Genomic DNA, 20,357 nt, shown 5'->3' with positions numbered 1-20,357 from the left:
CTGGTATTTTAATTGTTTTTCCATTGTTTTTCAACCTGTTCAAACGCTAGGCGGTATATTTCCTCTTCGGAAGTGTTGCGATTGGCTAAGACATTGGTTAAATATATTTTTCCTTCGAATGTTACTTTTACATTAACTTGAACCATAGAATCACCTTTCTCATTATATATTTTTAAAATTTAAATCTAATTAAGGTAAAATAAAAATACCGGTTTTATTAAATGATTGGAGGACAAATATGTCAGTGCAGTTTGAAGAGATAACAAAAGAAACGCTATACATTGCGCTTGAAATCATAAATTCGAATACAGACTATAATGTTCTTGAAAATGGAAATGCCAAAAGGGAACTTGCGGATATGGAAAAGGCATTCTTGAATTCTGTAACAACAAGTGTATTTATTAAGTTGGATGATACGTATATCGGGGTTATAGACTACATAATGGAAAGTCCAAAAGATCGGTGCCCTTGGCTGGGGCTTTTAATGATTCATCGTGATTACCAAGGATTTGGTTTTGGTACACAGGCATATTCACTTTATGAAGGTGAAATGCATAAAAGAGGCCTAGAACGTATTCGCATAGGAGTCCTAAAAGAAAATGGAAAAGCTAAGGAATTTTGGAAATCTTTAGGTTTAATTTCTATTAAAACAGCTTTGAACGAAAATGGCAAGGAAATTTTTGTTTATGAAAGGTTGTTTTTATAAAGGAAAAGAGCCTTATGAAAAAAACTTCCCGAAGGAAGCTTAGACCTCAAGTAACAAAAATTCTTCGGCAAATTTCTGAACTTGCAGTTTGTCGAAGTTATTCTTTCTTAGTGTAGATTCTGCCTGTATTAATAAGGCCTGGGTGGTCGTATTTCTTTTTAATTCCCTTATAGTTACATCACCATTCAATAATTGAATCGCTTTTTCTTGGATGGTTTGATTCTTAGAAGAATGATACAGAAGATAGGCAATACAAGTAACTTTATCCACAATCAACACTCCCATTATCAAGAATCGAACATTTCCTAATTATTTCGACTCCTCATAAGAAAAATCCTGCAAATATTCTGAAAAATATCTAACAGATTTCAGGAAAAATTGTAGAATATTGCTTATTTGTTGTGAGTTTTATATAATATTGAAGGGATAAGAAACAAAGATACTGTGAAAAATCATTACCTTGCGTCCCACGGACGGGAGGATTTTTATTTTTACGTGAGAGTTGGAGGTACAAAAGAAAATGAAACAAGCCCTAATTAAGGATTTGTACAGAAATACAGAAAGCTACATAGATCAGAAGGTTCAATTATCAGGATGGATCCGTACCGTTCGCGATTCAAAAACCTTTGGTTTTATTGAATTGAATGATGGTAGCTTCTTTAAAGGTGTTCAAATCGTATTTGACGAGCAATTGGAAAATTTCAAAGAAATTGCAAAGCTTCCAATTAGTTCATCCATTAAAGTAGAAGGAGATTTTATCCATACTCCTCAGGCAAAACAGCCGTTTGAAATTAAAGCGACAAATATTGTGATTGCAGGACTTTCAAATGTTGACTATCCTTTGCAAAAGAAAAAACATTCATTTGAGTATTTAAGAACCATTGCACATTTAAGACCACGTACCAACACGTTTTCAGCTGTTTTCCGTATTAGGTCTTTAGCTTCCTATGCGATTCATAAGTTCTTCCAAGACAAAGGATTTGTTTACGTACACTCACCGATTATCACGGGAAGTGATACCGAAGGTGCAGGTGAAATGTTCAGAGTTACGACACTAGACATCGATAACCCTCCAAAGAATGATGAGGGAAAAACAGATTTAACTAAGGATTTCTTCAACAAAGAAACGAACTTAACTGTTAGTGGACAATTATCTGCAGAGGCATTTGCATTAGCGTTCCGTAATGTTTATACGTTTGGACCGACTTTTAGAGCGGAAAACTCAAATACTGCAAGACATGCAGCGGAATTCTGGATGATTGAACCTGAATTAGCATTTGCTGAGCTTCCTGAAGTTATGGATCTTGCAGAAGAGATGGTTAAGTATGTAATCGGCTACGTTCTTGAACAAGCTCCAGAAGAAATGAACTTCTTTAACAGCTTTATTGAAAAAGGGCTATTAGATCGCCTGAAACACGCATATACATCTGACTTCGGCCGTGTAACGTATACAGAAGCGATTAAAATCTTAAAAGAATCTGGTGAAGATTTTGGCTACCCTGTTGAATGGGGTCTTGACTTACAAACAGAACATGAGCGTTTCCTATGTGAAAAAGTGTTCAAAAAGCCTGTGTTTGTCACGGATTATCCGAAAGAAATTAAAGCTTTCTATATGAGATTAAATGAAGATAAAAGCACAGTTGCGGCAACAGATTTGCTTGTACCAGGAATTGGGGAATTAATCGGCGGAAGTCAACGTGAAGAGCGTGAAGATATTCTTGCTGGAAAAATAAATGAACTTGGTATGAACGAAGAGGACTATTGGTGGTACCTAGAACTAAGAAAATACGGTGGAACAAAACACTCAGGCTATGGTCTAGGATTTGAACGATTAATTATGTACCTAACCGGTATGTCAAACATACGAGACGTTATACCATTCCCAAGAACAACAGGAAATGCAGAATTTTAATAATACAGCTAAATAAAGAAAGACCAATCCTCTGGATTTGGTCTTTTTACATTGATTTATTAACTTTGGAATTCTTCTTCGAAATAGAATGTCTCGGGATGCTCCTTAACGGTGTAAGAATACCTTTTCATGTTTTTTACATATTGCCATTTTAAAATGGTAACTTCCTCGCCAGTTTCCTTCAGCTTCACAGTTTGCCCGCTATTGAATCTGTTACTTGAATTTCTCAAATTAACACCCCTTTTTTTCATCAATCTAATTATACCACATTTTCATTTTAGTTGCTTGTTACCCTCTTATGAAAGCTTTTGAGTCCCTGTTGTTTAAGTAGATGGGAGTGATTCCTTTCATTTACATTTTCATTGTGTTACACTATTTAAAAAGTGAGGTGTCATTTTGACTAATTATAAAGCGAAAAAGAGTAACCTCAAAGCCTTGTTATCGAAGAACAGCATGAATCTTGAAGGCTTAGAAAAAAATACACATATTCCTTTAGAACAGCTTAACGGCTACATGACTAAGAAGGTAATGAATCTTAGTACAGCAATGACCATTTCAAAAGAATTAAATTGCCGTATTGAAGATTTATACGACTGGGAATTAGAAAAAAAAATTTAAAATTGTTTAACTTGTCACTAGGATTAACCCTAGTGACATTTTTAATAAGTTTACCATCTACTAACATGTTTATTCAGGTATTATGTGTAAGTATTTAGACGAGTCCTTGCTTAATTTTTCTATCTCTGGTATGATTATGAAGAATTATTTTTGTTCGGTAGTAAAGGGAAGATAAGTTATTGCTTTTCGCCTGGACCACAAAGAGCAAGAATAGTAATACAATTGTGTGGATAACACACGAGGAGGCAACAAATATGGAAAACGGTAAAGTAAAATGGTTTAATGCAGAGAAAGGTTTCGGATTCATCGAGCGCGATGGCGGAGAAGATGTATTCGTTCACTTTTCAGCAATCCAAGGCGAAGGCTTTAAAACACTTGAAGAAGGTCAATCAGTAACTTTCACTGTTGAGCAAGGTGCTCGTGGACCTCAAGCTGCTAACGTACAAAAAGCTTAATCACATAGCATGTGGAGGACAGACCCAATTGGGTCTGTTTTTTCTTATATAAAATACCTCTAAAATATAGAGGTATTTTTTGTGTCTAATTATTAATGTATTTTTCAAAAACAAAGCCGTAGTCTTTTATGTTATATTGCTTTTTACTATCCTCCAGCCATTGGAAAGCTGCTTGATTTAACATCTTGAATTGAACAACCAAATTGTTATCAGAACTAGTAACACGTCCTAATGTCGTAGATGCAATATCAAGGCTTTCTTTGGCATAGCGAAGGGAAATTTCATTCTCGTAAGCAATTTCTGAGATTTTAATAAGTGCTTTGTATAGGTCCTTTACTTCTTCAATGTGTTTTTTATGGACATCAATAGAGAAGAGCTCCGAACCAATCTTAAATTTAATTTCAATATCAAGGTCGACTGTACCAGCAGTTTCCAGCTTCACATCAGAAATTCTATTTGTTGCATAACTATAGCGATGAAGCATTCTCTTTTTGCTTGTTGCACTTGTTCCGTCAAGGTGAATCAGGGCATTATTTGTAAAACAATATTCATCTGATTTGGATTTAATTAAAAAATATATCTTTTCGTTATCTTCATGCATAACATAATCATCGGAATCCACTTTATCGTAATTTTCTGGTCTAATAACAGAACCTACATCGCTTAATCCTAAAATATCTGCTGCTACTTTTCCAAACATTCTATCAACCTCACTTAAAGAAATTTTAATTGCCATCCAACTATACGAATATGTACGTAAGAAGTTTCAAGCTTTTTGAACGACGAAACAATTTATGCTTTGCATTTTTGACTTATGCTAAGATTTTAAATATCAAATAATTCAGATATTTGTTATAATAAAAAAATGTATCCATAGAATTGGACTTATTCTATGGAAGAAAACCTAAGTCAGAAGGGGAATAGAAAATGCGTCCAGTCATCCTTGGCGTTTTGGCTGCATTCTTTTTTGCGTTTACGTTCATCATTAACCGTTCCATGGAGCTGGAAGGAGGGAGCTGGATATGGAGTGCTTCATTACGGTACTTCTTTATGGTTCCTTTTCTGCTGCTCCTTGTGATGGCAAGAAAGAATCTTAAACCTTTATTTCTAGAAATGAAAAAAAATCCGAAAGCCTGGCTTTTGTGGAGCACAGTAGGATTTGGACTTTTTTATGGTCCAATTTGTTTTTCAGCAGCCTATGCACCTGGATGGCTCATTGCATCAACCTGGCAAATTACGATCATTTCAGGTTCCTTATTAGCACCGCTTTTTTTTGAAACAATAATGACAAAAAAAGGTCCGTTGCAAGTGAAAGGCAAAATACCCTTAAAGGGAATGTCTATGTCGATGGTTATTTTGGCGGGGATAATCTTAATGCAGGTGGATCAAGCAGATTCGCTTTCATTTAGAGAAATCCTTTTAGGGATTGTACCAGTTCTGATTGCCTCGTTTGCCTACCCTTTAGGGAATAGAAAAATGATGGATGTGTGCGGGGGAAGGCTCGATGTTTTTCAACGGGTATTAGGAATGACAATTGCAAGTTTGCCTTTATGGATTATTTTAGCCATTTATGGCTTGGTCACGGTCGGCCCGCCTAGTTTGGGTCAGACCTTTCAATCTGGTATTGTAGCCATCACCTCCGGCGTGATCGCAACCATTTTATTTTTCCAGGCAACAGACCTTGTGCGAGGAAATATGCAAAAATTAGGGAACGTAGAGGCGACACAGTCAATGGAGGTTTTATTTGCGTTAATGGGCGAATTACTCCTTTTGAAAGCGGCATTTCCATCTGTCATATCGTGGACTGGGATGGTACTGGTCATGGCAGGAATGGTGCTTCACAGCTATGTATCACATAAAGGGGATATCCCGGATGGGAAAAAAGCGAGTGCGTAATGATATTAAGCCTAATCTGATACATGATTAGGCTTAATAAGTAACGATTAACTTGAAAGGTAAGGAGTCAGTTTGTCGATGGCTTCCTGCACCAATTTCGCATTCTTCGTATACATAGCTTTTGCATTTTCGTCTTCGGTTCCAAGTGAAAAAATCTCTAAATCTGCTTGCGTTTTTTTTAGCGTAGCTAATAAAAGCGGTCTCTGTGAAGGAGAGGGGACTTGGATTTTGTCATCATATAAATCTACCGTTAATTCTCCATATGAGTCCACTTGACCGATAAAAACATTATCGAGGGTAACTTCAAGTTTTTCTAATTCTGTGGTGAGCCAGCCCCTGCTTTTTCCGGCGGACCTTAATGCCTCATCTAAAATGCTTCCATCCATAATGATGGTTTGGGGTTCCTTTTCTGTAGGGACCTTCATATTTAAGTCTTTGGGAGTCAAGGGGCGGTTTTCTTTTTTCAATAGAGTACTGAGATCACCTCTAGGTTCTAGGACAGCAAATTCAACGTCGGCAACACGAAAAATATCTTTCTGACGAAGTAAGGCAGACAATTCATCAATCGTGTATTTTTCTTTCTTTAAATTCTCTTCTAATACCTTGCCATCTTTTATTAAAACAGTTCCTCTTCCATCAACAATGTCTCGAAAGGATTTACTTTTTAAGGCTAAAATGTCAACCAATAGTGTTGCAAGACTGAAAATAATAATAGCCGCCATTCCTTGAAACATATTTTTTTCTAATCCAGTTATTGCTTCTCCTGCTATGCTGCCAATTGTAATTCCAGAAACATACTCAAAGAAAGAAAGTTCAGATATTTGTTTCTTACCAAGTATTTTTGTCATTAAAAATAAAAGTGCCATAAAGACAAAAGAACGAATGATGAGATCAACCCAACTAGGCAAATTTATTCACCTCAAAACTTTCAACTTTTATATTGTGGCTCAAGTCGTTCGAGCTCTAAAACCCGTGTCTGTAGATCTTTATTCACAGATGCAATTGTCTCCATTGATTCATGAAACACCTTTTTGGTATCTTCATCCATAGAAGTTAAAGCCAGGGATGATAACTGCGCTTCAATTCCCTTTATATTTGAAAGGCATTGCTTAACGTTTGCTGCAATGGTCATGAATGAAATTCCTTTCTTCTAGAGGATATACGTTACAATATTAAAAGGGTTGGCAGTGCTGCCAACCTTTACGCTCTAATATTTATTGATTGTATTGAGGCTCTTCTGCTAAGATTTCCTGAAGACGTGGTTCAAGACTGTCCAGGACGGATTGAGTTTGTTGAGCAGCATCCTGATAAAGTTTTTTTGCGTTTTGATTATCTGTTGCTAATGAAAAGGCTTCAAAACTAGCTTGTGCACTTTTTAAACCTGCTAATGCTTGTTTAACTTGAGTTCCAACTGTCATAGAGTAAATCCTTCTTTCATTTTTTTTTACTTACAGAACGTAGTATGTGGATTGCCTCATAAATTATGTGACTTTTTTATTTAACAAGACTTTCTAGTAAAAAAGGATGTAGGGCATGAGTTTTATCTACAAAGATAAATCCATCGTAGCGTTCACTCATGATGGATGGAACATAGTTTCCATATCTTTCATATTCAGGTCTGTATACAACACCGATTGCGCGATGACCGATGGTTTTAATGAATTCTTCACGGTTATTCTCATTAAATAATAGATACTGGTTCTTTCCCTCAGCTCTATGCATTAAATCCTCCCAGCTCCTAGGTTGAGCATGGGGGACATCGGTAACACGGAAATCTACTCCCCACTCTGTTGATGCAATCACCGTACCACGGTGCGTTCCAAAGCCAACGATGTAAACATCTTCGGGATCATTTTGTTCTCGAATCAATTGCCCCACATTTACCATCCCTGCATCTTTCATATCAGTAGCCCGGGCATCACCAACATGGGTATTGTGTTCCCAGATGATTACTTTTGCATCATCACCGTAATACTTCATCACAGCATTCAAAGCTTCAACCATATGTGTGTCTCTTACGTTCCATGACTTTGAATCGCTTGAGACCATCGTCCGGTAATATTCTTCTGCGTTTACCGTAACAAGCGCATTAACTTCCATGTTTAAACTGCTTTCTTCATCATCGTCGTATTTCCACTTGTTTTTTTGTATGGTAGAGAGAAGGGCAAGGGCTTCTTTGATACAATTTTCTGATAAATATCCTGCAGAAACCGCATAGGACTCATTATTTCTGTTATAGGGCTCAAAGCAGGTAAATGCATTTCTTGCCTGTTTAAGGCCTGAATTGCCAGTCCGTTCAAAATATTTAATAATCTCATCCATACTTTCCCAAAGACTATAGACGTCTAGTCCATAAAATCCAACTTTGTTCTTTCGTTTGGTTTTTTGATTATAATTTCTTAACCATGAAACTAGTTCCATGATTTCTTCATTGGCCCACATCCACGTGGGCCACCGATTAAATTCTTCAAATGCCAGTCTAAGATCTTGGTGGGGTGACCCAATGTTTTTTATATACGTATTGATTCTTTGACAGGATGGCCAGTCTCCTTCAACGGCTATCACATTGAACCCTTTTTCCTTAATTAATTTTTTCGTAAGTTCAGCCCGAATCGTATAAAATTCGGATGTACCGTGGGATGATTCACCAAGGAGTACGTATTTGGCGTCGCCAATTGCCTGAATTAGCGGGTCAAGATCATGAATAGTATCGAAGGGTCTAGCATGTTTTTTTATGGCCTCCAGCATTGATAAACATCCTTTCAGAAACAGTCTTATTGGTAATTTCCCTCAGTCGATAGAAGCTTATCCAAAAATAAATAAACCCCCTGAATTTTATCAGGGAGTTTTGGTGGTGAAATCATCGGTACATGGTCCACTTGCCGATATCTTTGAATCCAAGTCGTTTATAGATTCGTCCGGCTTCAGGATTATCATAAAATAGGCAAAGTAACTTGCCTTCATTTAATACATCTCTAAAAAGTTTATGCATAATTGCTGTTGCTAATCCTTTACGGCGATACTCTTTTCTGGTACAAACACCGACAATCATAGCTGAAAATGAATTTTCTGCTGTGGTTGATACACAAGCGGTCATAGTTCCATTTTCTTCAGTGAAATAGCTTCGAGATGTATTGGATTGCATGGAGGTTAGTAATATTTCCTGAGCATCATCTCTGATTTGAAATTCGTCAATGGATTTACGAAGAGATAAAATTTGGTCAACATCAACGATGTCAGCTTTTTTAATTTCTATATTTGTTTTTTCAAGATATTCTATATTCTTACATTCTGCAAAAAAAGTTTCTTGTTTTTTTCCAAGCTGCAACTCTTTATAAGGTTCAAATTTCTCGACGATTTCAGTTTTACCGGATAAAAGACGGGGTTGAGGAAAGGAGGTAATAATTGAGACAAAGGAATCCACATCAAATTCATCTTTGGCATATGGAATAAATGATTGATAAAATCTGAGAAGAACGGCCTTTATTTCTCCCTGTTTATTGAATTGCGCCCAAATATCTTGAAAATCTGGATCATAGCCAAAAACTTCTAAGTCCCCAATGATAAATAAATTAATGGATGGTTCGCCACTTAAGAATCCCATGATGTGATTATGGTCATTTTTGGTCATTTTTCTAATGATAAAAATCGCCCCTTTTGCTATACTACTCGTATTCAAATATTAGCACAATTTCATTCGTAATAAACTAATAGTTTGCTATGTTGAAGGTATTTTTAATAGTCTATTAATTTTGAAGAATTCACCAATTCGTCACAAAGAACCTGTGTTATCGTAAGATTCCGGTGATATACTATAAGTGTAAAGAGAAATAAAAAAATTAACTCTCTTAGGAGACTCAACCATCCGTGTTCGTTCCGTACGTGAACGAGTAGTAAAAGTTTTTCTTTGTAATGTTTGGTAGGTGGAGCGATGTAACTGGAATTGGAAAGATGTAACACCTAACAAATCTTTCTTTTTAGGAAAGAGGAAATCACTTTTATCAAAATGAAGGTACAATGTTATTGGGAATTGGGAGTAAAGTGAAAATTTATCTACCTATGAAAATGTACGTAGATAAATTACTCAAACCAAATGATCTTTTTTAATATTATTATGGAGCTTCCATTTGCGAAGAAACCTAAGTAATGAACAAAAGAAAGAATCATAAAACCAATAACGTAAACAAATAGGTAGAATTTCACTATTTGGACCTAATTGGAGTAAAAGTGCTCACCAAAAAGGTTAAGATTTTGTTCCACGATAAAGATACATGATAAATGAATTAACTTTATCACTATTTTTATCAAAATCAATTCCAGACCTATATTGCCAAGATGCTGACCTAAACAATGGATAAGAGTCAATGGTAAAATACCAGTAAGTTTGTTTCTTTTTAGGAATTTGAATTCCATTAAATTTCATGCGAATTAATTCCTTCAACGGAACAGCACACATCGGCTAACGAATTCAACCTTCCATTAGATCGTAAAATGACTAAAAGGAAGAGGTGAAAACAATTTGGCTGATGTCAATGGTTGGGTCCCCTAAGAGGTTAATTATTCAAGAAGCTGTCTCAAATGAGGCGGCTTCTTTATTTTGATTAATAATAAAATAAATTGGTAAATAAAGTGTTTACATTCAAAGTGCGACTAAATTACTGTTATAATGGAATTAAAAAATAAACACGAAAGGGGCAAGATAATGTCAGGAATTCCGAACATTGATTTAAACGAAGAACAGAAAGTAATCATGGAAAAAGTTCAACAACACAGAGGATTGACAACCAGTAAAATTATTCAAAGAATTATGTTAATCACCATTGGTGCTGTTTTGATGGCCGTTGGACTTGAAATTTTCCTTGTACCCAATCATGTTATTGATGGTGGTATTGTTGGGATTTCGATTATGCTATCATATTTGACTGGTTGGAAATTAGGTATTTTTATCTTTATTCTCAATATTCCTTTTTTCTTTATCGGGTATAAACAAATTGGTAAAACCTTCGCCTTATCCACTCTTTATGGAATTATTATTCTTTCTATTGGTACTACATTACTTCATCCAGTACCCGCCTTCACCCAAGATATATTACTGGCTACTGTTTTTGGGGGAATCGTTCTTGGAATAGGGGTAGGGATAGTCATCCGCTATGGAGGATCCCTGGATGGAACAGAAATACTCGCCATTCTATTTAATAAAAAGCTTCCATTTTCTGTTGGTGAAATTATTATGTTTTTTAATTTATTTATACTCGGAAGCGCTGGATTTGTTTTTTCGTGGGACCGTGCTATGTATTCTCTTATTGCTTATTTTGTTGCCTATAAAACCATTGATATTACCATTACGGGTTTAGATGAATCAAAATCGGTGTGGATTATTAGCGATAATTCAAAAGAAATCGGCGAAGCGATTATGCATCGACTTGGTCGTGGTGTGACATATATTAACGGTGAGGGTGCTTATTCTGGCGATCACAAAAAGGTGATTTTCTGTGTAATCAACCGTCTTGAAGAGGCAAAATTGAAGGAAATTGTTACTGAAAGTGATGAAAATGCTTTCCTTGCGGTTGCGGATATTGCAGAAGTGCGTGGGGGGAGATTTAAGAAAAGAGATATCCATTAAAGTCGCCGTGAGGCGGCTTTTTCGCTTCCTTTTTTAATATTAAAGTGATATCATAATGATAGTAGATAAATATCATTTTAAAGGGGAGTGGCAGACTTGAAAGAAAAAGATCTATTTAAAATTAACGGTATATTTGGTGTTATCCTATTTCTTTTATGTGCTGGAATAGCGGTATTTAGTTTCCGTCAATTTATACTTAATGAAAATTTTCTTATGTTGGCAATTGTTATTGTTTTCTTGCTCTTAACTGTAATTGTTGTAACTGGTTTTACGATTATTCAACCGAACCAGGCTAAGGTTTTTACCCTTTTTGGCAGTTATTTGGGTGTAATCAAACAAGAAGGCTTCTGGTTAACCGTCCCATTAACAGCAAGAACAAACGTATCACTTAGAGTAATTAATTTTAACAGTGACAAATTAAAGGTAAACGATTTGGAAGGAAATCCGATTGAAATCGCTGCAGTGGTCGTTTACAAAGTGTTTGATTCAGCGAAGGCAGTTTTTGATGTGGAAGATTATAAAGAATTTGTTCATACACAAAGTGAAACAGGTCTGCGGCATATTGCCAGTCAATATCCATATGATAATTTTAATAACGACTATGAAATCTCTCTGCGCCAACATTCTGATGAAGTTGCGGATGAGTTAACAAAAGATCTTCAGCAAAGACTTCAGCTGGCAGGTGTGGAAATTATCGAAGCGAGAATCATGCACCTAGCCTATTCTAGTGAAATTGCTCATGCGATGCTGCAAAGACAACAGGCAAAAGCAGTGTTAGCTGCCAGAAAAGTGATTGTTGAAGGAGCCGTATCTATGGTTAAATCGGCGATTGACCAATTAAGGACAGAGGGAATCGTGGAGCTTGATGAAGAAAAGAAAGCACAAATGGTAAATAATTTAATGGTAGCTTTAGTTTCTGAGAAGGGGAGCCAGCCAATAATCAATACAGGAAGTATCTATTAAGGTTGTGACGTAAAGTGGCTGAGAAAAAGAGATTTTTACTTCGTATGGATCAGGAAGTCTATGATGCACTTGAGAAATGGGCAGAGGATGAATTCAGAAGTGTTAACGCGCAAATAGAAATCATCATTAAAAAAGGCTTGAAAGATTCTGGAAGACTAAAAAGACCGGGAGGCACCCGGAAGAAAAATAAGGATTAAAAAGTATTGACCTAAGCTCCTGTCGTTAAATGGCGAAACTTATCAAACTTGCCCCGGAATTTGTCATTGTATGCGCTTACCTAGGAAATAATAATAAGCAGTTCTTCAATATTTCCCAAAAAGAGATGTAGTTTTCAACTAACATCTCTTTTTTACGCTCTTTTCGTAAACTTTGTTGCTTTTTGTAACTAAATTTAATGATTTTGCTAATTTCTGCTGAAAATGAATTAATTTGATAAGAAAAGAGCTGCAAAGTAAATTCTAAAGCGTAAAATGACTATTTCCACGTTAAAATCGGCTTTAAGATTTTAACAACAATCATTACGAGAACAGACCTTTTTTATGTAACTTATTGTTAGAATAGCAACTCGAATACTTCATTTAATTCATATGCCCTTTTCTCATCCTGTTCTTCCTTGGCGTAGTTTATTTCCTTAGGCAGAATTTCATTTAAAAAGGTAATTTCTTTGTAGTTTAAGTGACGGACAAAATCTCCTTCCGAGGAAAATTTACCCTCCATTAATTTACGATATACCTGTCTGCCTTCGTTATGTCCGTCAACGTAGTTTGATAAAATTTCTCGTAAATACCCCAATGTATGATCCATTTTGTTCATCCATCCTTTCATTTTTTATGATTTGAAGAATTGTTAATTCTATACCTTGATTCACTTTTTATAAAATGGTGCAGAATAAAGGAGAGGTTATGTATTGGACCAGTTGTCACAAAAGGGGGGATCTGCTTGTTAAACCATCTGGTGAGAGCAGTACCAAATTTATTTACGCTTGGTAACTTACTATCTGGAGTTTTTTCAATTACGTTTAATATGAATGGATATTTGCAAATAGCGGCAATATTTATTTTTTTATCGGTAATTTTTGACTTTTTTGATGGGCGGTTGGCGAGAAGGTTGAAAGTCAATAGTGAATTTGGTGTAGAACTGGATTCATTAGCGGATATCGTTAGTCTTGGGGTTGCACCTGCCCTTCTTTTTTACTCTTTAGAAGCGCCCACTGTCTTCACAACCATAGCATTCATGCTATTCCCCACTATGGGTGCTCTACGGTTGGCGAAGTTTAATGTAAAACCAACAAAAGGCTATTTCATGGGTCTGCCAATCACTGCAGCAGGATTAGTAATGGCTGCTATGGGAATATTTTTGTATAGCAATGCATTTGTTACTTTTTTATTATCCATTCTAATGGTTACCCCTGTGAGAATAAAAAAACTATAATCTTTATACTACAATTTACCTGTGCATTACCATTCATATTCTACTCAAATAGGTAAAGATTAAGCTAATGGAAGGGCCGTTTCCCTTTCTAGTTCATGTTAGATAAAGGAGTGCTTCGGATGAGGAATATGATGAATCCGTTTTTCAATATGTTTGGTAGAAAACGAAATAGAAAGGGTACCATGTGGGCATCTCTTATTGGACTTGGAATAAGTGCCGCTGTTTTTGGACTAACTAGAGGAAAACGAAAAAATATAACAATGCCGATCCAACATCTAGTCCAAAGCTTCACACCCAAAACGAACCTTAACCATATGAACAACACTGCACTAGCAGAGTTCTCAGAAGAGTTACTAGCGAGTGCATTGCGAAATGATAAAGATCGTTAAAGAAAAAGTCCGCATTTGCAAATGCGGGCTTTTTATAAAAGATAAGTATAAGTTTTTGAACTTAGTTTACTGTCCAGCTCCAGCTCCCTAGCGGCTAGTGTCCTTCGCTCTCCGCGAGTAAAAATCCCTTCAGGATTTTTACCTACTTACGATAAGTCAAGCACGAACGCGCCTCCGGCTCTTCGTGTTTCCTTTATCTCAGTTGGAGCGCCCAGGCCATATGCCGCTGACCAGGGCGCTTCCGCTTTTCTTATAATGGCGGGTTAGGGACTTTTTTTGGTTGATATTCTATAACATCTGATGAGAATAACGTGATGACTAAAAGATTCCCCATCGTTCTTGCTCGGATGATAATCGGCTGATTATACATATTTTTAAATTCAAAGTCAGGTCCATACCAGCTTACCGTGGCATCGCGCCCAGGTGGGATATAAGGAACATGTCTGCTGTGAGAAAACCGTTGCACGATTTTTAATCCTGCGCTATCGACTGCATTGAATAACGTGGAAGAAACTTGACAAATTCCACCGCCAATATCTTCTGCATATTCACCTCTTACGATTACTTTAGCCTTTTCATAGCCCTTTGCTGCAGTCCGCCTTCCAACTACACGATTAAAAGAAAAAGTCTCTCCTGGAAAAACGACATGATTATTAATAGCCTCCACGGCAAGTTTGATATTGATGGTCCGTTTTTTATTACTAGGATTAAAAGAAGTGAAATAACGTCCAATTCGTATACTCCGAATATCTGCTAGAAGTTCAGTATCAACTTTTGGATAAACAGGGTACATGGGAATCTCTAATGTTGAAGTTTGATTTTCGAAAAAATAAGTATAGAATTTTTCAGTAAATGCCTGACGATTGATACTCTGACCAACCTGCTCAGGAACAATATTTTCATTTTTGTCCAATTCTGCGTCTTTAGGCAAAACCGAAAACTTTTTCTCTAATTGTTTTAACAGGTTATCATACTTTTGGGTATCCAAAAGTAAATAATGCGGCCCGCCAATTGAATATTCTTCTCTATTGATAGTGGAAACGAAATTCCCATCTTTTGTAATGTGTAAACTAGTTTGTGGGATTACTTGTTGTATCAACAGTAAACCACTAAATAACCATGTGAAAAAATACATAATACATACCCCCTCCTGATAATTTGGTGCAAGATGGTTATTTTTATGTAAATTAGCTTTCTTAATTTTTAAGTGGCGGATTAGGGAACAGGTATTAGTCTTTTTTTAGGTTTTGTTGAAAAAAATGCAGAATAATAGTATATAATCAAGTAATAAAACGAATTACGCAAAGTGCTAGCGCTCTGCTATATAAATGATAGGAGTGTCTCCCTTGGCTGAAAACGGAAGAATACAATTAAATGTAAGGATTACAAGAGAAACATCAGACAAACTGGATGAAATAGTCGAATATTATCAAGAAAACCTCAAATTAGGCCGAGTATATAAAGGTGATGTGTTGACGGATATAATTGAAAAATCCTATGAAGTGATGAATAAACAAAAGAAAGGAATTAAGAGGTATTAATTATTAAAACAAAGGAAAAGTATTTGTCATTGCATAGGCATTATCCATGGGAACCATTTGCAGAATTGGCTGTAACAGAAGAAAGCAGGTGAGGTCTGGAAGTATCCAGGTCTCTTTTTTATGAAAAATATTAACAAACCATGAACAAACTATTAAATCCCTGGGAAGATTTTGAGGTATAGTTGATATGTATGAAAAATGTTATAAACTGAAGAATAGAAGAGTTTTTGCTAGGAGATGAAGCGATTTTGAAAATCCTTGTGATTGAAGATAATACAAGTGTTTGTTCGATGATTGAAATGTTTTTTGCCAAGGAAGGAATCGAAGGGATTTTTGTAAATGATGGTCTTGAAGGGTATAACACGTTTAAAACAGGAACGTGGGACGCTTTGATTGTTGATTGGATGCTCCCTGGTATGGATGGAGTAAGTATTTGCCGGAAAATCAGAGAAGAGAAATACACGGTGCCAATTATCATGTTGACCGCGAAAGATACAGAATCTGATCAAGTACTTGGACTTGAAATGGGAGCAGATGATTATGTGACGAAGCCATTTAGCCCGCTTACCTTAATGGCAAGAATAAAGGCAGTTACACGCAGGTATCAAACCCAAGTAAGTAATCAGCCGGAGGAATTCCTTCAGACAGATCATTTTAAGATCAGTAAAAATACCCGGGAAGTCCTTGTTGATGGAACTCCTGTTACAAACTTAACTCCAAAAGAGTTTGATCTTTTATATTATATGGTTGAACATCCTCGGCAGGTTTTTTCAAGAGAGCAGCTACTAGAACGGGTTTGGGGATATCAATTCTACGGTGATGAACGAACAGTAGACGTTCATATAAAGCGGCTGCGGAAAAAGGTAGAAACCACTGCGCAGCCATTCTTCCATACTGTATGGGGAGTAGGTTATAAGTTTGATGAATCGGCTCAGACAGATAAGAATTAAATATTTTTCTCAACAATTCATCAGCCATATTAGTATCATCATTGTTGCTTTTTTAGTCTTAAGTCTTTTGTTTGCCCATTATGTTGGGAATTTGGTGTATGAAAATAAAGCAGATGAATTGATCTCCTATGGAGAAGCCATTATTTCAGATATTGATCGTAATCCTGTTATGTCGGATCAAATAATCAATCAATATAGTAATGTTTTACGATCTAGAAAAGTTAGTTTTAGTATGTTTGATCAAGAGGCCAATCTGTATGCTGTCGGAAGAAGTGGACCAGCGATCGAGTTAAACCCTTCCGAATGGGAAAAAATTAAAAACGGGAAAACGATCATCGTCCAAAGTGATTATAAACGATTTGACCAAGGTGTTACCTTTGTTGTCTTGCCCTATATCGATCGCGGCAGGTTTGTTGGCGGAATTTTGTTAACCTCGCCAATCAGCGGTTCCAGTACAATGATCAGGCAAGTGAATCAATTTTTAATTTATACGATTCTAATCGCACTTGGCGTCTCCTTCCTACTGAGCTGGCTACTATCGAAAATACATGTGAACCGAATAAAGCGGCTACGTGAAGCAACATCGCTTGTCTCTGCTGGAGATTACCATGTCCATGTGCCTTCCTCTAATTTTGACGAAATCGGCGAATTGGCCAATGATTTCAACCATATGGTGAAAAAATTAAATCACTCGATGGAAGAAATCGAAAGCCTCGAAAATCGCAGAAGGCAATTTATGGCCGATGTTTCACATGAAATGCGGACACCCTTAACCACCATTAGCGGTGTCGTTGAAGGATTGAAAAATGACATGATTCCTGAAGAGGATAAGGAAAGAGGAATTAATTTAGTCAGTCAGGAAGCGAAGCGGCTGATTCGTTTAGTAAATGAAAACCTAGATTATGAAAAAATTCGCTCCAATCAAATTCAGTTATATCGCGAAGATATTCAGCTGTTGGAACTCTTAGAAATCATACAAGAACAATTGTCCGTACAGGCTGAAGAGAAAAATGTTCAAATAATCGTTGAGGCAAATGTGGACGTAATGGTCAATGCTGACTATGATCGACTTGTGCAAATTTTAATCAATATCACGAAAAACAGCATCCAGTTTACGTCGGATGGTACGATTTGGCTTAGAGGACGAACAGAACAGAATAATGTCATTATTGAAGTAGAAGATACAGGAATTGGTATTGACCCGAGTGAAGTTGAAAAAATTTGGCGGCGATTTTACAAAGCTGAAATATCCAGAACCAGTAATCCTTATGGTGCATTTGGTCTAGGTCTCTCTATCGTTAAACAGCTCGTTCTTCTTCATAATGGAGAAATTGAAGTACAAAGTGAAAAAGGAAAAGGAACGAAGTTTACCATTACCTTTAACCAGTAAACAGCAGAGAATTCTGCTGTTTTTTCTTTTTTTACGAAATAATTCTTTTGTCTTAAAAATTTCCAATTCCCGTTATAATTTGTTAACAATTTTTTCATATTTATGGGCTAAAGTATAGATATAGAAATCAATTACACAAGATTTTAGTGTAAAGGAGAAGAAAACGTATGAATTACAAAGATGAATTCGAAAAAGATAATGAAAATAACATTGAAAAAGCATCAGACTTTGAAAATATTCAGCCTGAAAATGAATCTATTTCCCAGCGTGAAGAAAGCAAGCCTGGACCACAACTTACTAATGAAGTGCCAAAAAGTGAAGAGTTAGTGGAAGAAGACGAGGTAAGGACAGAAGTATCTGAACAACAAGCTAACCGTATAGAGTTTAAAAATCATACCAAGAAAAAGAAAAAAGGTGTTAAAAGTTTTGCCTCCATGGTAGCGGCAGGGGTGGTTGGTTCTGTATTAACGTTAACGGTGCTTCCTTATACCGACTATATGGAAAACTTTGTTAATACAGGAACTCAGTCGAATGGTCTTACAGTGCAGAACACGAATCCTGAAGTTAATACCGTTACGGCACAGCCTACCTCAGCAAAATCATCTTCATCAATTGCGGATACGGTTGAGCACTTATCAAAAACAATTGTAGGGATCGTCAATTTTCAGCAGAAGCAAAGCAGAGGTTTTTATGGTAGCAGTACATCTCAAGATGTGGAGAGTGGGACAGGTTCAGGAGTTATTTTTCAAAAGAATAATGACATTGCCTATATCGTAACCAATAACCATGTTGTAGAGGGTGCAACAAAACTTGAGGTATCATTATACAACGGTGAAAAAGTAAATGCAGAAGTGGTTGGAACCGATGCTTTAACTGATTTGGCTGTTTTAAAAATTGATAGTAAAAACGTTGAAGCTACTGCCCAGTTTGGTGATTCCTCCAAACTTCGACCTGGGGATGAAGTTTATGCGATTGGGAACCCGCTAGGACTAGAGTTCTCAAGAACCGTAACACAAGGTATCGTTAGTGCGGTAAACAGGAGTATTGACGTTTCTACCTCAGCGGGAACGTGGGAAACCAATGTTATCCAAACAGATGCAGCGATCAATCCGGGAAATAGCGGCGGTGCGTTAATTAACCCTGATGGCTTAGTCATTGGAATCAACAGCTTGAAAATTGCTAACAGCGGTGTCGAAGGATTGGGATTTGCGATTCCAAGTAATGATTTAATTCCGATTGTGAATCAATTAATTGATAACGGAAAAGTAGAAAGACCTTATCTGGGAATTGGACTCGCTGATTTAGCGGAAGTGCCGCAATTATACTGGGAGAACCTTCCGGATAGCGTAAAAGAAGGGGTAATGATTACTGCGGTTGAACCTAACTCCGCTGCAGGAAATGGTGGATTAAGAGCGCAAGATGTGATTGTTTCCATGAATGGAACCAAAATCGCCAACAGCTCAGATTTAAGAAAATTCTTATACTCAGATGTAAAAATGGGTGATGACGTTAAATTTGAAGTTTATCGTGACGGAAAGTTTACCACGGTGAACGTTAAGCTAACGAAATAATATAAGGGAGCAATCCAATGACTTTTATTGAAAAAAACAAAAAATTACTTTTTATCATCGTGGTACTCATACTTGCGATGAGTGTGTTTCTTAGCTTAGCACTAACAAAGGACAAAGCCATTGCCAAAATTGATGGTGAAACCATCAGTAAAGACGAACTTTACGATGAAATGGTTAATCAATATGGTGCAGCAACTGTCGAGCAAATGATCTCCGATAAAATCGTAGCTTTAGAAGCAAAAAAACAAAAGGTTAGTATTTCTGATAAAGAGTTAAATGAAGAACTGGATAAATTAAAAGAATCATATGGCGGTGAAGAGGTTTTTGACCAGATGCTGGCAGCAAATAATACATCACTTGATGCTCTTAAAGAAGACTTGGAAAATTATTTAACGTTACGTAAACTTCTTGAGCCGCGAATCGAGATTACCGACGAAGAATTAAAAACCTATTTTGACGAGAATAAGGATTCATTAGGTGAAGCAGAACAAGTGAAAGCTAGCCATATACTTGTGGAAGATGAGGAGACTGCAAAGGAGGTTAAACAAAAGTTAACCGATGGAGCTGATTTCGCTGAATTAGCGAAGGAATATTCAACGGATGAAGGGTCAAAGGAAAACGGTGGGGAACTTGGCTTTTTCCCTAAAGGAACCATGGTAACTGAATTTGAAGATGTGGCCTTTACTCTGCCAATTAATGAAATTAGTGACCCAGTAAAATCTGATTATGGGTATCATATTATTAAAGTGGGAGAAAAGAAGGAAGCAAAAGAAGCAAATTATGAAAATAGTCAAGCAGCAATCAAAGATACGCTGATTGATCAAAAAATGGAATCGGAATACTCCATTTGGCTTGAAGATAAGAAAAAGGATTATGATATTGAAAATACGCTAGAATCTGTAGTGGGGTAAC

At 36.5% G+C, this 20,357-nt stretch carries 26 protein-coding genes; 15 read left to right on the top strand and 11 right to left on the bottom strand.

Annotated elements, in window-relative coordinates; all coding sequences use genetic code 11:
* Window positions 1-8 precede the first annotated feature (8 nt).
* On the bottom strand, window positions 9-146 hold the full coding sequence (locus AC2TFD_RS19835) for a BA3454 family stress response protein (RefSeq protein ID WP_335518573.1): 138 nt from the start codon (window positions 144-146) through the stop codon (window positions 9-11).
* 92 nt (window positions 147-238) lie between these two features.
* On the opposite strand from AC2TFD_RS19835, the gene AC2TFD_RS19830 reads away from it, so the two are divergent.
* Entirely contained in the window at window positions 239-706 is a 468-nt protein-coding gene (locus AC2TFD_RS19830; protein WP_335518570.1) for a GNAT family N-acetyltransferase, read from the top strand.
* Window positions 707-745: 39 nt separating this feature from the next.
* Here AC2TFD_RS19830 and AC2TFD_RS19825 read toward each other — a convergent pair whose 3' ends face one another.
* A complete protein-coding gene (locus tag AC2TFD_RS19825; protein ID WP_335518566.1) occupies window positions 746-976 on the bottom strand; it encodes a hypothetical protein in 231 nt (76 codons plus the stop codon).
* Window positions 977-1,226: 250 nt separating this feature from the next.
* Between AC2TFD_RS19825 and asnS the strand changes: the two genes are divergently transcribed.
* Window positions 1,227-2,618 carry an asparagine--tRNA ligase gene (gene asnS / locus AC2TFD_RS19820; RefSeq protein ID WP_484673801.1) on the top strand — a complete coding sequence of 464 codons (1,392 nt, stop codon included), beginning with the start codon at window positions 1,227-1,229 and terminating at the stop codon, window positions 2,616-2,618.
* Between the two features lie 59 nt (window positions 2,619-2,677).
* Here the strand turns inward: asnS and AC2TFD_RS19815 are convergent, their stop codons facing one another.
* Window positions 2,678-2,848: a hypothetical protein gene (locus AC2TFD_RS19815; protein ID WP_335518560.1), complete on the bottom strand. Its 171-nt coding sequence runs from the start codon at window positions 2,846-2,848 to the stop codon at window positions 2,678-2,680.
* Between the two features lie 166 nt (window positions 2,849-3,014).
* On the opposite strand from AC2TFD_RS19815, the gene AC2TFD_RS19810 reads away from it, so the two are divergent.
* Together AC2TFD_RS19810 and AC2TFD_RS19805 are read left to right on the top strand one after the other, a co-directional pair.
* A complete protein-coding gene (locus AC2TFD_RS19810) occupies window positions 3,015-3,236 on the top strand; it encodes a helix-turn-helix domain-containing protein (RefSeq protein ID WP_335518558.1) in 222 nt (73 codons plus the stop codon).
* Between the two features lie 254 nt (window positions 3,237-3,490).
* On the top strand, window positions 3,491-3,691 hold the full coding sequence (locus AC2TFD_RS19805; protein WP_335518555.1) for a cold-shock protein: 201 nt from the start codon (window positions 3,491-3,493) through the stop codon (window positions 3,689-3,691).
* Between the two features lie 85 nt (window positions 3,692-3,776).
* Here the strand turns inward: AC2TFD_RS19805 and AC2TFD_RS19800 are convergent, their stop codons facing one another.
* Window positions 3,777-4,391, bottom strand: a complete 615-nt coding sequence (locus AC2TFD_RS19800) for a PH domain-containing protein (RefSeq protein WP_335567782.1) — start codon at window positions 4,389-4,391, stop codon at window positions 3,777-3,779.
* Window positions 4,392-4,618: 227 nt separating this feature from the next.
* Here AC2TFD_RS19800 and AC2TFD_RS19795 point away from each other — a divergent pair, with 227 nt between their 5' ends.
* On the top strand, window positions 4,619-5,587 hold the full coding sequence (locus tag AC2TFD_RS19795) for a DMT family transporter (RefSeq protein ID WP_335567783.1): 969 nt from the start codon (window positions 4,619-4,621) through the stop codon (window positions 5,585-5,587).
* A gap of 47 nt (window positions 5,588-5,634) precedes the next feature.
* Here AC2TFD_RS19795 and AC2TFD_RS19790 read toward each other — a convergent pair whose 3' ends face one another.
* The 5 genes from AC2TFD_RS19790 to AC2TFD_RS19770 all read right to left on the bottom strand — a co-directional run bounded on the left by AC2TFD_RS19790 (window position 5,635) and on the right by AC2TFD_RS19770 (window position 9,230).
* Window positions 5,635-6,495, bottom strand: coding sequence for a DUF421 domain-containing protein (locus AC2TFD_RS19790; RefSeq protein WP_335567784.1), 861 nt, complete (start codon window positions 6,493-6,495; stop codon window positions 5,635-5,637).
* Window positions 6,496-6,515: 20 nt separating this feature from the next.
* Window positions 6,516-6,719: a DUF1657 domain-containing protein gene (locus AC2TFD_RS19785; RefSeq protein WP_335516093.1), complete on the bottom strand. Its 204-nt coding sequence runs from the start codon at window positions 6,717-6,719 to the stop codon at window positions 6,516-6,518.
* Window positions 6,720-6,801: 82 nt separating this feature from the next.
* The gene (locus tag AC2TFD_RS19780) at window positions 6,802-7,005 is read right to left on the bottom strand and encodes a DUF1657 domain-containing protein (RefSeq protein WP_335516090.1); all 204 of its coding nucleotides are present in this window, start codon (window positions 7,003-7,005) and stop codon (window positions 6,802-6,804) included.
* A 76-nt stretch (window positions 7,006-7,081) separates the two neighbouring features.
* Window positions 7,082-8,335 carry an erythromycin esterase family protein gene (locus AC2TFD_RS19775; protein WP_484673800.1) on the bottom strand — a complete coding sequence of 418 codons (1,254 nt, stop codon included), beginning with the start codon at window positions 8,333-8,335 and terminating at the stop codon, window positions 7,082-7,084.
* Window positions 8,336-8,447: 112 nt separating this feature from the next.
* On the bottom strand, window positions 8,448-9,230 hold the full coding sequence (locus AC2TFD_RS19770) for a GNAT family N-acetyltransferase (protein ID WP_335568123.1): 783 nt from the start codon (window positions 9,228-9,230) through the stop codon (window positions 8,448-8,450).
* Window positions 9,231-10,337: 1,107 nt separating this feature from the next.
* Here AC2TFD_RS19770 and AC2TFD_RS19765 point away from each other — a divergent pair.
* From AC2TFD_RS19765 to AC2TFD_RS19755, 3 genes are all read left to right on the top strand, one after another.
* Window positions 10,338-11,210 (top strand): YitT family protein, encoded by an 873-nt coding sequence (locus tag AC2TFD_RS19765; RefSeq protein ID WP_335516100.1) that lies wholly within the window; start codon window positions 10,338-10,340, stop codon window positions 11,208-11,210.
* A 96-nt stretch (window positions 11,211-11,306) separates the two neighbouring features.
* Window positions 11,307-12,173: an SPFH domain-containing protein gene (locus tag AC2TFD_RS19760; RefSeq protein ID WP_335516086.1), complete on the top strand. Its 867-nt coding sequence runs from the start codon at window positions 11,307-11,309 to the stop codon at window positions 12,171-12,173.
* Window positions 12,174-12,187: 14 nt separating this feature from the next.
* Window positions 12,188-12,370: a type II toxin-antitoxin system antitoxin gene (locus AC2TFD_RS19755; RefSeq protein ID WP_335516084.1), complete on the top strand. Its 183-nt coding sequence runs from the start codon at window positions 12,188-12,190 to the stop codon at window positions 12,368-12,370.
* Between the two features lie 355 nt (window positions 12,371-12,725).
* On the opposite strand, the gene AC2TFD_RS19750 is transcribed toward AC2TFD_RS19755, so the two are convergent.
* Window positions 12,726-12,977: a sigma-G-dependent sporulation-specific acid-soluble spore protein CsgA gene (locus AC2TFD_RS19750; RefSeq protein WP_335516081.1), complete on the bottom strand. Its 252-nt coding sequence runs from the start codon at window positions 12,975-12,977 to the stop codon at window positions 12,726-12,728.
* A gap of 135 nt (window positions 12,978-13,112) precedes the next feature.
* Between AC2TFD_RS19750 and pssA the strand changes: the two genes are divergently transcribed.
* Together pssA and AC2TFD_RS19740 are read left to right on the top strand one after the other, a co-directional pair.
* The gene (gene pssA, locus AC2TFD_RS19745; protein ID WP_335567785.1) at window positions 13,113-13,604 is read left to right on the top strand and encodes a CDP-diacylglycerol--serine O-phosphatidyltransferase; all 492 of its coding nucleotides are present in this window, start codon (window positions 13,113-13,115) and stop codon (window positions 13,602-13,604) included.
* Between the two features lie 119 nt (window positions 13,605-13,723).
* Window positions 13,724-13,993, top strand: a complete 270-nt coding sequence (locus tag AC2TFD_RS19740; RefSeq protein WP_335567786.1) for a hypothetical protein — start codon at window positions 13,724-13,726, stop codon at window positions 13,991-13,993.
* A gap of 250 nt (window positions 13,994-14,243) precedes the next feature.
* Here AC2TFD_RS19740 and AC2TFD_RS19735 read toward each other — a convergent pair whose 3' ends face one another.
* Window positions 14,244-15,128, bottom strand: a complete 885-nt coding sequence (locus AC2TFD_RS19735) for a VanW family protein (protein ID WP_484673799.1) — start codon at window positions 15,126-15,128, stop codon at window positions 14,244-14,246.
* Between the two features lie 211 nt (window positions 15,129-15,339).
* Between AC2TFD_RS19735 and AC2TFD_RS19730 the strand changes: the two genes are divergently transcribed.
* The 5 genes from AC2TFD_RS19730 to AC2TFD_RS19710 all read left to right on the top strand — a co-directional run bounded on the left by AC2TFD_RS19730 (window position 15,340) and on the right by AC2TFD_RS19710 (window position 20,356).
* Window positions 15,340-15,534, top strand: coding sequence for a hypothetical protein (locus tag AC2TFD_RS19730; RefSeq protein WP_335510171.1), 195 nt, complete (start codon window positions 15,340-15,342; stop codon window positions 15,532-15,534).
* Window positions 15,535-15,782: 248 nt separating this feature from the next.
* Entirely contained in the window at window positions 15,783-16,484 is a 702-nt protein-coding gene (locus AC2TFD_RS19725) for a winged helix-turn-helix domain-containing protein (protein WP_484673798.1), read from the top strand.
* Window positions 16,456-17,874 carry an ATP-binding protein gene (locus AC2TFD_RS19720; protein WP_335510175.1) on the top strand — a complete coding sequence of 473 codons (1,419 nt, stop codon included), beginning with the start codon at window positions 16,456-16,458 and terminating at the stop codon, window positions 17,872-17,874. Before AC2TFD_RS19725 ends, AC2TFD_RS19720 begins: the two co-directional genes overlap by 29 nt.
* A gap of 209 nt (window positions 17,875-18,083) precedes the next feature.
* A complete protein-coding gene (locus tag AC2TFD_RS19715; RefSeq protein ID WP_484676350.1) occupies window positions 18,084-19,445 on the top strand; it encodes a S1C family serine protease in 1,362 nt (453 codons plus the stop codon).
* Between the two features lie 17 nt (window positions 19,446-19,462).
* Entirely contained in the window at window positions 19,463-20,356 is an 894-nt protein-coding gene (locus tag AC2TFD_RS19710) for a peptidylprolyl isomerase (RefSeq protein ID WP_335510179.1), read from the top strand.
* Window position 20,357: the final 1 nt, after the last annotated feature.

It is taken from the genome of Neobacillus sp. plas4 (assembly GCF_057221695.1).
Note: the sequence above shows the minus strand (reverse complement) of the source record. Positions and strands in the feature narration are given on the sequence as shown.